The following is a 10409-nucleotide window of genomic DNA, read 5'->3' as shown; positions in this document are numbered from 1 at the left end:
CCGCGCCGCGACCTACCCTGCCTGGCTGCATCACTACAACCACCACCGCCCCCACACCGGCATCGGCGGACTCACGCCCGCCGAACGCGTTCACAACCTCACTGGGAACTACAGCTAGTCGAGACCGCACCACACGACACCGCCCGCCCCGTCGACGACGGGGCGGGCGGTGTCGTATGTGCGGGTAACTGGGCGATAGCGGTCGTGCGAGCGGGGGACCGCGGAGGTCAGCGCCCGGTCTTGGCGATCTGCAGCAGGCCGTCGCCCGCGGGCGAGAGCGACGCGACCACCGCGCCCGAGCCCGCCGTCTCCTGCACGAGCGTGCGGAACGCCGCGGTCTGGGCGTCGCGCGCCGCCGGGTTCTGCACGCGGCCGCGCCAGAGGGCGTGGGGCACGAGCACGAGCCCGCCCGTGCGCGCGAGGCGCAGCCCGTGCTCGACGTACTCGATGACCTGACCCGGATCCGCGTCCACGAGCACGAGGTCGTAGCTCGCGTCGCTCATGCGCGGCAGCACGTCGAGCGCCCGGCCCGTGATGAGGCGCACGCGGTTGGCGGGCACCTCGGCGTCCGCGAGGATCTCGCGCGCGGCCTGCTGGTGGTCGAACTCGACGTCGATGCTGGTGAGCACCGCTCGCGGTGCGCCGCGGAAGATGCAGAGGCCGGAGACGCCGGCACCGGTGCCGATCTCGATGACGCTGGTGGCGCGCGTGGCCGCGGCGAGGAGCGAGAGCTGCGCGCCGACGGCGGGGGAGACGGCCTCGATGCCGAGCTCACGGGAGTGCTGGCGCGCCAGGGCGATGTGCTCGTCCTCGACGACGACGTCCTCGGCGAACTTCCACCCGGTCTCCTGGTCGGACACGCGGCACCTCCCTCTTCCGGGTCCCCAGGGTATCGGCCCGGCGGCGCACGCCCGACCGGCCGGGTGTCCGGTGCGGATCCGATGCCCCCTGTCCGCTGACCGGACCCCGCGGACGGGCGTACGACCGGCATCGACCGACTAGCCTGTGATCATGTTCGGCCTGACGTTCGAGAAGCTGATGCTCATCGGCATCATCGCCGTGTTCCTGCTCGGCCCCGAGCGGCTGCCGATCTACACCCAGAAGCTCGCGGACCTGGTGAAGGCCGCGCGGCGCATGGCCACCGGCGCCCGGGAGCGCATGCGCGACGAGCTCGGCCCGGAGTTCGACGAGGTCGACTGGAAGAAGCTCGACCCTCGCCAGTACGACCCGCGCCGCATCATCAAGGAGGCGCTGTTCGAGGACGAGCCCGTCGTCACGAAGCCGCGCGTCCCCGTCGAGACCACCATCGCGCGCCGCCAGCGCCTGGAGCGCGAGGCGGCCGCCGCGTCGGCCCAGCCGGCCCCGTTCGACGCCGAGGCGACCTGACCCGCATCGCCTGATCGGTTCGGGCTCCCGAGCGATCCTCAGCCGTTCCCGCTGAAGCGCGCGTCCACCGCCTTCGCCTCCTCGCGGAGGGCGTCCACGACGGCGCGCACCGAGGGCCGCTCGGCGCGGTCCGGACGCAGCAGCACGTGCAGGTGCCGCTTCGACGCCACGCCCGACAGCCGCTTGACCACCACGCCCTCGTACGAGCCGGCGGTGTACCGCGGCAGCAGCGCGATCCCGTGCCCGGACGCCACGAGCGACTCCGTGATCCGGGTGTCGCTGAACCGCTGCACCACGCGCGCGGGTGCGCCGACGGCCTGCTCGATGTCGAGGAGGATCCGGTCGAAGGGGAGGCCCTGCGGCACGCCGATCCACGGCTCTCCGCTGAGGTCCGCCGGGCTCACCGACGCCCGGGCGGCGAGGCGGTGGTCCGCGGGCATCGCGACGTCGAGCGGCTCCACCATGAGCGGCACGATGACGAGGCCGAGACCGCGCCAGGTGCCCGCGCCGGCGAGCGAGTGGGCGATGACCACGTCGAAGTCGGCCGTGAGGTCGGCGAAGGCGCGGGACGCCGGATCCCGGTCGCTGGCCCGCAGCGTGAGGTCCGGGATCCCGGCGACGCGGTCGAGGAGGCCGGGCAGCAGCATCTGCGCCGCGGTGGGGAAGGTCGCGAGCGTCACCTCGCCGGACGGCTGGTGCCGGAAGTCCTCCCAGAGGGCCTCTGCGCGCGCCACGGCGACGGCGATGTCGGTCGCCGTGCGGGCGAGGGCCCGGCCGGCGTCGGTCAGCACGATCCCGCGGCCCGAGCGCTCGGTGAGCGGCACGCCGGCCTCGCGCTCGAGCACCTTGAGCTGCTGCGAGACCGCGGACGGGGTGCGCCCCGCCGCGCGCGCGACGGCTCCCACGCTGCCGCGGTCGGCGAGCTCGCGGAGGAGCTCGAGGCGGCGGATGTCCATGTAGGCAGGCTACACAACCAGGCAAGGACTATGAGCTTGTCCTGAACGTTCTGCGATGGTCCCATGGAGGTGCGGCGGAATGCGCCGCCATCCGCCTTCCCGCAGGAGCACCACCATGACCGTCTTCCTCATCGCCATCGCCGCCCTCTCCGTCTCCGCCATCGCCGGCACCGTCGTCGTCACCGCGCGCGACGGATACCGCGCGATGCCCACGCGCACGCACCGCAGCCACGTCTAGGCAGCACGCGCAGCACGCACCAGGAGGACGGCAGCCCGCGGGCTGCCGTCCTCCTCGTGCGTCACCGGGGCGTCGACAGGAGTCGGAGCGGCGGCGCGCCTAGGAGACGGACAGGCCGAGCCGTCGGCCCGCGAGGCCGCGGCCGCGCGTGGCGAGGTGGTCCGCGACGCGGAGGATCTGCACCGCGGCGGGATCCGTCGGCGCGGCCAGCACGAGCGGCGCGCCCGTGTCGCCGCCCTGGCGCAGCGCCATGCTGAGCGGCACGCTCGCGAGGAGCGGCACGCTCGCCTCCTGCCCGGCGGAGAGCCGGCGCGCGACCTCCTCGCCGCCGCCCGCGCCGAAGAGCTCGAGCACGGATCCGTCGGCCTGGGCGAACCCGGCCATGTTCTCGACCACGCCGGCCACGCGCTGGCCGGTCTGCCGGGCGACCAGGCCGCTGCGCTCGGCCACGTCGGCCGCCGCGGGCTGCGGCGTGGTGACGACGAGCACCTCCGCGTGCGGCAGGAGCTGGCCCACCGTGATGGCGACGTCCCCGGTGCCGGGCGGCAGGTCGAGCAGGAGCACGTCGAGGTCGCCGAAGAAGACGTCGGTGAGGAACTGCTGGATCGTGCGGTGCAGCATCGGCCCGCGCCAGGAGACGGCCGTGCCGCCGGTGGCGTCGGGATCGAGGAACATGCCGATCGAGATGACCTTCACGCCGTGGGCGACGGGCGGCAGGATCATGTCGCCGACGCGCGTGGGCTGGGCCGTGCGTCCGTCCGCGTCGACCAGGCCGAGGATCCCCGGGATCGAGAAGCCGTGCACGTCCGCGTCGACGAGGCCCACCGCGAGGCCCTTCGCCGCGAGCGCGACCGCGAGGTTGGCGGTGAGCGTGGACTTGCCGACGCCGCCCTTGCCGCTCGTCACCGCGTAGACGCGCGTGAGGCTGTCCGGGCCGAACGGGACGCCGCGCTGGGCAGCCGGCCCGCGGAGGCGCTCGGTGAGCGCGCGGCGCCGCTCCGGGCTCATGACGCCGACCGTGAGCTCGAGGCGCGCGACCCCGGGCACGGCCTCGACCGTCTCGCGCACGTCGCGCTCGATGGAGGTCGCAGCCGGGCAGCCCACGATCGTCAGGGCGATGTCCACGTGGGCCACGCCGCCGTCCTCGACGCGGACGTTGGAGACCATGTCGAGCTCGATGATGGGGTGGCGGATCTCGGGATCCACCACGCGGGCGAGCGCCCGCCGGATCGCCTCCGTCGTCAGCGCCTCCGCCCCGGGGACCTCAGCGGCCATGCGTGCGTCGGCTGCCCGCGCCCTCCGCGTCGTCCGCCTCGGGGTCGTCGCGCCGGTCGAGCTCCTCGAGGAGCTGGCGCAGCTCCGCGCGGATGAAGTCCTTCGAGGCGACGTCCTTCATCTGCAGGCGGAGCGACACGACCTCGCGGGCGAGGTACTCGACGTCGGCCACGTTGCGCTCGGCCCGCTGGCGGTCCTGCTCGATCTGCACGCGGTCGCGGTCGTCCTGCCGGTTCTGCGCCAGCAGGATGAGCGGTGCCGCGTACGAGGCCTGCAGCGACAGGATCAGCGTGAGCGCCGTGAAGCCGAGCGCCGCCGAGTCGAAGCGCGCGGATTCCGGCCCGTAGGTGTTGTAGCCGATCCACGCCACGCAGAAGAGCGTGAGGCCCACCAGGAACCACGGCGTGCCCATGCCGCGGGCGATGGACTCGGTGAAGCGGCCGAACCGGTCGCGGCTCGCGCGGTTGCGCATCGGGAGGACCGTCGTGCGGAGGCCCTTGGGCGCGTCCAGGCGGACGTCGCGGTTACTCTGCCGTGCCACGGGGGATCCTCCGTCCTCGTGCGGGTCCTGCGGTGGGGATGGCGGCCGTGGCCGTGCCGTGGAAGCGGGCGGTCGCGCGCTTGCGGGTCTCGCGCTCCGCGTCGGCGCTGCGCCAGTCGTCCGGCAGCAGGTGGTCGAGCACGTCGTCGATGGTGACCACGCCGACCAGCCGGTGGTTCTCGTCCACCACGGGCACCGAGACGAGGTTGTAGCTCGCCATGATGCGCGACACCTCGGCCGCGCTCGTGTCCGCGCGCACGGGTTCCAGGCCCTGGTCGAGCAGCGTCCCGAGGCGCTCGTGCGGCGGGTAGCGCAGCATCCGCTGGAAGTGCACCATGCCCAGGAAGCGGCCGGTGGGCGGCTCGTACGGGGGCAGCGTGACGCACACCGCGGCGCCGAGCGTGGGCGCGAGCTCGTGGCGGCGGATGAGCGCGAGGCCCTCCGCGACGGTGGCATCGCCCGAGACGATGACGGGGTCCGTCGTCATGAGGCCGCCCGCGGTGTCCGGCGCGTAGCTGAGGAGCATGCGGACGTCGTCGGCCTCCTCCGGCTGCATGAGCTCGAGCAGGGCCTCCCCGCGCTCCTCGGAGAGCTGCGCGATGAGGTCGGCCGCGTCGTCCGGCTGCATCTGGTCGAGCACGTCGGCCGCGCGGTCGTCGTCGAGCGTGGCCATGATCTCCACCTGCTGCGACTCCGGCATCTCCTCGAGCACGTCGGCGAGGCGGGCGTCCGGCAGCTCCTCGGCGACCTCCAGGCGGCGCGCCTGCGGCAGGTCGAGCAGGGTGTTGGCGAGGTCGGCGGGCAGCAGGTCGGAGTAGGCGGCGAGGAACTGGGAGGCGGACTGGGCGACGCCGTCGTCCTGGAGCTCGGCGACCTCCTCCCACGTGGCGAAGATGGTCGCGCCCTTGGCGAAGGGGGAGGGGCTCGTGCGCGGGCGGCGGCAGAAGAGCTGCGAGACCTCCCACTCGGCCTGGCCGGACTCCTCGATCGCGACGTCCTCGATGACGGCGGTGCCGGATCCGTCGCGCATGCTCACGCGCCGACCGAGGATCTCGGCGATGACGCGCACCTCGCCGCCGCGTTGCTCGAAGCGGCGCAGGTTGATGAGGCCGGTGGTGATGATCTGACCCGACCCGATGCTCGTGACGCGGCCGATGGAGAGGAACACGCGGCGCTTGCCGGGGATCTCGACGATGAGGCCGACGACGCGCGGCGGATCGTCCTTGCGGTAGACGACGAGCACGTCGCGGACGCGTCCGACGCGGTCTCCTGCGGGGTCGAACACGCTGCACCCGGCGAGCCGGGCGACGAAGACTCGGGAGGCGCTCACAGAGTCAATCTAGTCGCTCGCCCAGCGCCCGCCCGGCACCGGCGTGGAACACTGGACCGGTGACCAACCCCCTCCTCGGACGCCCGTCCCGTGCCAACATGCCGAAGCTGCCGAAGGGGGAGCCCGTCGCCACGTACGAGACCTACGACGAGGCGCAGAAGGCGGTGGTCACCCTCGCCGAGGCGGACTTCCCGGTGACGCAGGTGAGCATCGTCGGCAACGAGCTGACGAGCGTCGAGCGCGTCACGGGCAAGCTCACCTCCGCCCGGGCCGCGGTCGCGGGAGCGGCGAGCGGCGCGTGGCTTGGACTCTTCCTCGGCCTCGTGACGTTCCTCTTCTCGCCCGTGCCGAACATCTCGTTCGTCGTCGGCGCCGTCATCATCGGCGTGGGGTTCGGCGCCATCTACGGGATCGTCAGCTACAGCATCACGCGCCGCCGCCGTGACTTCACGTCGGTGATGCAGGTCACCGCCACGAGCTACTCGGTGGTCGTGGATCCGGACTCGCTGCACCGCGCGCGGAACGTGCTCGGCATCGGGGGAGTCGGCACGTCGGTCTACGGCGAGCCCGTCGTCACGCCGCCGGCCGCGCCGCCCGTCTCGCGACCGGTAGGCCCGTACGGGGAGCGCGTGCCCGAGGCGGGCGGATCCGACGCCCCCGAGCCGACCGCGCCGCCGACGTCGACCGACCGGCCCGTGGGCGAGCAGGGCGCGACCGGGGCCTGAGCCCCGGGCGTCGCGCCCGCCGCGCGGTGGATCCGCCGCGCCGGATCCACCCCGCGGCTAGGCCCGTCCGGCCATCCACGCCTCGACCTCGTCGGCCGTGCGGGGGATGCCCGCCGACAGGTTCTCGGCCCCGTCGCGCGTGACGAGGATGTCGTCCTCGATGCGCACCCCGATGCCGCGGAAGCGCTCCGGCACCGTGAGGTCGTCGGGCTGGAAGTACAGGCCCGGCTCGATCGTGAAGACCATGCCGGCCTCGACGATCCCGTCGATGTACATGTCGCGGCGGGCCTGCGCGCAGTCGTGCACGTCGAGGCCGAGGTGGTGGCTCGTGCCGTGGACCATGTAGCGGCGGTGGTGCTGGTTGTCGGCCTCGAGCGCCTCCTCCGCGGTGACGGGGAGCATGCCCCAGTCGGCGGCCTTCCGCGCGATGACCTCCATCGCGGCGGCGTGCACCTCGCGGAAGCGGATGCCGGGGCGCACGATCGCCAGCGCGGCGTCGGCGGCCTCGCGCACGGCCTCGTAGACCTCGCGCTGCACGTCGGTGAACGTGCCCGAGACGGGGAGCGTGCGGGTGATGTCGGCGGTGTAGAGGCTGTCGAGCTCGACGCCCGCGTCGATGAGGATCAGGTCGCCGGGCACCACGCGGCCGTCGTTGCGGGTCCAGTGCAGGATGCAGGCGTGCGGGCCGGAGGCGGCGATGGTGTCGTAGCCGACCGCGTTCCCGTCGGCGCGGGCGCGCGCGTTGAAGACGCCCTCGACGACGCGCTCGCCGCGCGCGTGCGCGAGGACGGCCGGCATGTCGGCGATCACGTCGGAGAAGCCGCGGCCGGTGGTGTCGACCGCCTCGCGCATCTGGCGGATCTCGTACTCGTCCTTGATGAGGCGGAGTTCGGAGGTGTCGCGGGCGAGGAGGGCGTCGCCGTCGGCGGGATCGGACGCGTCGCCGTCGGAGCCGGAGGAGGCGCCCGCGCGGGCCTCGTCGACGCGTGCGGCGAGGGCCGGGTCGGCCTCGCGGATCACGCGCACGGGACCTGCTGCGGCGATGGCGGCGTCGACGTCGGCGAGGGGCGCGGTCGCGATCCCCAGGTCGGCCGCGACCTGGCGGAGCGAGGGGCGCGGGCCGATCCAGAACTCGCCGATCTCGGCGTTGGCGTAGAACTCGTCGCTGTCGCGGCCGGCGCGCTCGCGGAAGTAGAGGGTGGCGTCGTGCGCGGATCCGTCGGCGGCGGATCCCTCGGCCACGGGCTCGAGGACGAGCACGGCGCCGGGCTCGCTGTCGGCGCCCCAGCCGGTCAGGTGCGCGAACGCCGAGTGGGCGCGGAACGGGTAGTCGGTGTCGTTGCTGCGCTGCTTGAGGCGGCCGGCGGGGATCACGAGGCGCGTGCCGACGTGGAGGGCGGAGAGGCGGCGGCGGCGGTCGGCGGCGAAGGGCGCCTGCTCGCGGGCCGGCGGGTCGACCTCCTCGCGCTCGGCCCAGTTCGTGGACACGAAGTCGCTGAAGGCCGTGCTCGCGGGAGTGGTGCTGCGGTTGGAGGTGGCGCGGGGGACGGGCGCGTCGCCGGATCCGGGAGCGGAGACCACGGGGGCCGCGGTCTCGGTCGTCGCCAGGGGCGCTGCCGGATCGGCGGCGATCTCGGCGGGGGCGATCTCGGACGCGGTGTCGGTGTTCTCGGCCATCCGACGATCATCCCACCTGCGCGCGGCACGGACCCGGGTGGGACGGGCCGGGTCAGCGGAGCGGGGTCGACCGAGCAAGGTCAGCGGAGCGGCGTCAGCTGCGCGATCACCGGCCGGTGGTCGCTGCCGGCGCCGTCGCGGTCCTCGACGACGCGCAAGCCCGTGACCGCCCAGCCGGGCGTGGCCATGATGTGGTCGATCGGCGTGCCGAGCAGCGCGGGGACCCCCGTGGGCCAGGTGCCGACGGCGCCGTTGCCCGAGGCGCGCGCGGCGTCCACGCACTGCCCGAGGTCGGTGACCTGGCCGCGCTCGGTGGGGGTGCCGCCGTAGCGGCTCATGTGGTCGAGCGTCGCGTTGAAGTCGCCCGCGATGATCACGTTGCCCTCGTCGCAGCGCTGGCCGAGCCAGGCGAGGTCGGCGCGCCAGTTGTCCATCTGCTCGGGGATGGGGGGAGACCGGGTGCACGGCCATGATCACGGGGCCGTTCCCGTCGACCGGCTCCATGATGACCGTGGGGAGGACGCTCGTGGTGCCGCGCGACTCGTCGAGCCGGTAGTCGCCGTAGGCCGCGCTGATGAGGATGGTGGTGGAGCGGGCCGCGGCCACGTCGTCGAAGGCCGCGGTGCGGACCCGCATCGGACGCCCCGCGTCGCGCATGAGCACTGCGATCTCCGCGCCGGTCTCCTCGCGCGTCTCGGGGAGCGTGATGACGTCGGCGCCCGACTCGATCGCGAGGTCGGCGACGGCGCGCGCGCCCGTCGCGCCGCCGAGCGTGTTCCACGTGAGCACGGTGACGTCGTCGTCCTGCGCCTCCTGGAACGCCGTGTCGCCGAGTCCGCGCGTGGCGAGCACGGCCGAGTTCGCGCCGATGAAGACCACGAGCAGCACGGCGATGCTGCCGAGGAGACGGCGGCCGGGGCGGATCGCGAGGCAGAGGACGAGGGTCAGCACCAGCACGGCGGCGGCCGCGGCGATGAGGCCCCCGCGGATGGCGACGGCGTGGGCGACGAGGTACGTCTGCTCCAGGCCCAGCAGCTGCGGCCAGGTGATGACGAGGAGGGAGGCCGCGGTGATGAGGATGACTGCTGCTCCGACGACCCGACCCATGACGTCCACCACACTATGGCGGCTCTCTGGGAGAGCGCCGCCGCGGGCGCCCGGCGGGCCGGGGCCCCGGGGACCGCCGCGTAGGATGGCGGGATGCCGGAGGAGCAGCAGGGTCCCATCGACCTGCACACGCACAGCTCCGTGTCGGACGGCACCGAGACCCCCGTCGAGCTCGCGGCGCAGGCCGCCGCGCAGGGCCTGTCCGCTGTGGCGCTCACCGACCATGACTCCACCGCGGGCTGGGCCGACGCCTCGGACGCAGCCCTCGCGCACGGCATCACGCTCGTCCCGGGCATGGAGATGAGCACGCAGCTCGAGTACGCGAGCGTGCACGTGCTCGCGTACCTCTTCGATCCCGAGGACGCCGACCTCGCCGCGATGACCGCGCGCGTCCGCTCCGAGCGCATGACCCGCGCCGAGGCCATGGTCGGCCGCATCTCCCGCGACTACGACCTCACCTGGGCGGACGTGCTCGCGCAGACCACGCCCGGGAGCACCATCGGCAGGCCCCACATCGCCGACGCGCTCGTCGCGCGCGGGCACGTGCCCACGCGCACGGCCGCGTTCGAGTGCATCCTGCACTGGCAGGGCGGCTACTACCGGCCGCACTACGCGCCGGACCCGATCCTCGGCGTCGAGCTGATCACGGCGGCGGGCGGCCTGGCCGTCCTGGCGCACCCGGGCGCCCGCGGGCCCGAGCGCGTGCTGTCGGACTCGCGCATGACCGCGCTCGTCGCGGCCGGGCTCTTCGGGCTCGAGGTGCGGCACCGGGACAACCCGCCCGCATCGCGCGTGCGCCTCACGGAGCTGGCGGAGCGGTTCGGGCTCGAGGTGACCGGATCCAGCGACTACCACGGTGCGGGCAAGCCCAACCGGCTCGCGGAGAACACCACGGAGCCCGCGGTGCTCGCGCGCATCGTCGAGCGCGCCACCGGCTGGGCACCCGTCGTGCCCGTGCCGGCCGTCTGACGCGCGACCCGGCCGGAGCAGGAGCCGGGCGTGACGGAGGGGCCGCATCCGGTGGATGCGGCCCCTCTGCGATGTGATCCGTGCGGCGCGGCGCTAGGTGTACTGGGTCATGACGTTGGTGACACTCGGGCCGCGGGCGTGAGCCCGTGGCTTGAGTGGATTCGTTCAGTGTTGTAGTGCTCGATGAAGGGGTCAAGCGCGTCGG

13 protein-coding genes are annotated in these 10409 nt (G+C 73.9%); 6 read left to right on the top strand and 7 right to left on the bottom strand.

The genetic code is table 11. The features are described 5' to 3' along the window. On the top strand, nt 1–118 hold a 118-nt coding region (locus tag HDR73_RS02770; protein WP_287136213.1), incomplete at its 5' end, for an integrase core domain-containing protein. A gap of 109 nt (nt 119–227) precedes the next feature. Here the strand turns inward: HDR73_RS02770 and HDR73_RS02765 are convergent. Beyond that, nucleotides 228–860: an O-methyltransferase gene (locus HDR73_RS02765; protein WP_012299245.1), complete on the bottom strand. Its 633-nt coding sequence runs from the start codon at nt 858–860 to the stop codon at nt 228–230. A 151-nt stretch (nt 861–1011) separates the two neighbouring features. Between HDR73_RS02765 and HDR73_RS02760 the strand changes: the two genes are divergently transcribed. Next, nucleotides 1012–1386, top strand: a complete 375-nt coding sequence (locus HDR73_RS02760) for a twin-arginine translocase TatA/TatE family subunit (RefSeq protein WP_012299244.1) — start codon at nt 1012–1014, stop codon at nt 1384–1386. Between the two features lie 38 nt (nt 1387–1424). Here HDR73_RS02760 and HDR73_RS02755 read toward each other — a convergent pair whose 3' ends face one another. Then, nucleotides 1425–2342, bottom strand: coding sequence for a LysR family transcriptional regulator (locus tag HDR73_RS02755; RefSeq protein WP_041464589.1), 918 nt, complete (start codon nt 2340–2342; stop codon nt 1425–1427). Nucleotides 2343–2457: 115 nt separating this feature from the next. On the opposite strand from HDR73_RS02755, the gene HDR73_RS02750 reads away from it, so the two are divergent. Further along, the gene (locus HDR73_RS02750) at nt 2458–2580 is read left to right on the top strand and encodes a hypothetical protein (RefSeq protein WP_256890478.1); all 123 of its coding nucleotides are present in this window, start codon (nt 2458–2460) and stop codon (nt 2578–2580) included. Between the two features lie 99 nt (nt 2581–2679). Here HDR73_RS02750 and HDR73_RS02745 read toward each other — a convergent pair whose 3' ends face one another. The 3 genes from HDR73_RS02745 to HDR73_RS02735 are packed head-to-tail and all read right to left on the bottom strand — an operon-like array spanning nt 2680 to nt 5726. Next, nucleotides 2680–3855, bottom strand: coding sequence for an Mrp/NBP35 family ATP-binding protein (locus HDR73_RS02745; protein WP_012299241.1), 1176 nt, complete (start codon nt 3853–3855; stop codon nt 2680–2682). Continuing rightward, complete coding sequence (locus tag HDR73_RS02740) at nt 3845–4396, bottom strand: DUF1003 domain-containing protein (protein ID WP_012299240.1); 552 nt, start codon at nt 4394–4396, stop codon at nt 3845–3847. Before HDR73_RS02740 ends, HDR73_RS02745 begins: the two co-directional genes overlap by 11 nt. Next, nucleotides 4380–5726 (bottom strand): magnesium transporter MgtE N-terminal domain-containing protein, encoded by a 1347-nt coding sequence (locus HDR73_RS02735; protein ID WP_041464588.1) that lies wholly within the window; start codon nt 5724–5726, stop codon nt 4380–4382. The genes HDR73_RS02740 and HDR73_RS02735 overlap by 17 nt, the downstream gene beginning before the upstream one ends. Before the next feature lie 59 nt (nt 5727–5785). Here HDR73_RS02735 and HDR73_RS02730 point away from each other — a divergent pair, with 59 nt between their 5' ends. Continuing rightward, nucleotides 5786–6451: a YflT domain-containing protein gene (locus tag HDR73_RS02730; RefSeq protein WP_012299238.1), complete on the top strand. Its 666-nt coding sequence runs from the start codon at nt 5786–5788 to the stop codon at nt 6449–6451. Between the two features lie 57 nt (nt 6452–6508). Here the strand turns inward: HDR73_RS02730 and HDR73_RS02725 are convergent, their stop codons facing one another. After that, the gene (locus tag HDR73_RS02725; protein WP_041464587.1) at nt 6509–8128 is read right to left on the bottom strand and encodes an aminopeptidase P family protein; all 1620 of its coding nucleotides are present in this window, start codon (nt 8126–8128) and stop codon (nt 6509–6511) included. A gap of 80 nt (nt 8129–8208) precedes the next feature. After that, nucleotides 8209–8562, bottom strand: coding sequence for an endonuclease/exonuclease/phosphatase family protein (locus HDR73_RS02720; RefSeq protein ID WP_223842622.1), 354 nt, complete (start codon nt 8560–8562; stop codon nt 8209–8211). Nucleotides 8563–8587: 25 nt separating this feature from the next. Between HDR73_RS02720 and HDR73_RS02715 the strand changes: the two genes are divergently transcribed. Then, nucleotides 8588–9319, top strand: coding sequence for a hypothetical protein (locus tag HDR73_RS02715; protein ID WP_223842621.1), 732 nt, complete (start codon nt 8588–8590; stop codon nt 9317–9319). Nucleotides 9320–9328: 9 nt separating this feature from the next. Continuing rightward, nucleotides 9329–10204 (top strand): PHP domain-containing protein, encoded by an 876-nt coding sequence (locus HDR73_RS02710; RefSeq protein ID WP_012299236.1) that lies wholly within the window; start codon nt 9329–9331, stop codon nt 10202–10204. The last annotated feature ends 205 nt before the right edge of the window (nt 10205–10409 follow it).

The organism is Clavibacter sp. (genome assembly GCF_014802555.1).
Lineage (GTDB): Bacteria > Actinomycetota > Actinomycetes > Actinomycetales > Microbacteriaceae > Clavibacter > Clavibacter sepedonicus.
The sequence above is the reverse complement of the archived record's forward strand: the minus strand, read 5'-3'. Positions and strand labels throughout refer to the sequence as shown.

Excerpts from the sequence above, each read along its gene's own strand:
- HDR73_RS02760 (WP_012299244.1), top strand. The coding sequence starts at position 1,012 with ATGTTCGGCCTGACGTTCGAGAAGCTGATGCTCATCGGCATCATCGCC.
- HDR73_RS02755 (WP_041464589.1), bottom strand. The coding sequence starts at position 2,342 with ATGGACATCCGCCGCCTCGAGCTCCTCCGCGAGCTCGCCGACCGCGGC.
- HDR73_RS02750 (WP_256890478.1), top strand. The coding sequence starts at position 2,458 with ATGACCGTCTTCCTCATCGCCATCGCCGCCCTCTCCGTCTCCGCCATC.
- HDR73_RS02745 (WP_012299241.1), bottom strand. The coding sequence starts at position 3,855 with ATGGCCGCTGAGGTCCCCGGGGCGGAGGCGCTGACGACGGAGGCGATC.
- HDR73_RS02725 (WP_041464587.1), bottom strand. The coding sequence starts at position 8,128 with ATGGCCGAGAACACCGACACCGCGTCCGAGATCGCCCCCGCCGAGATC.
- HDR73_RS02720 (WP_223842622.1), bottom strand. The coding sequence starts at position 8,562 with ATGGACAACTGGCGCGCCGACCTCGCCTGGCTCGGCCAGCGCTGCGAC.
- HDR73_RS02710 (WP_012299236.1), top strand. The coding sequence starts at position 9,329 with ATGCCGGAGGAGCAGCAGGGTCCCATCGACCTGCACACGCACAGCTCC.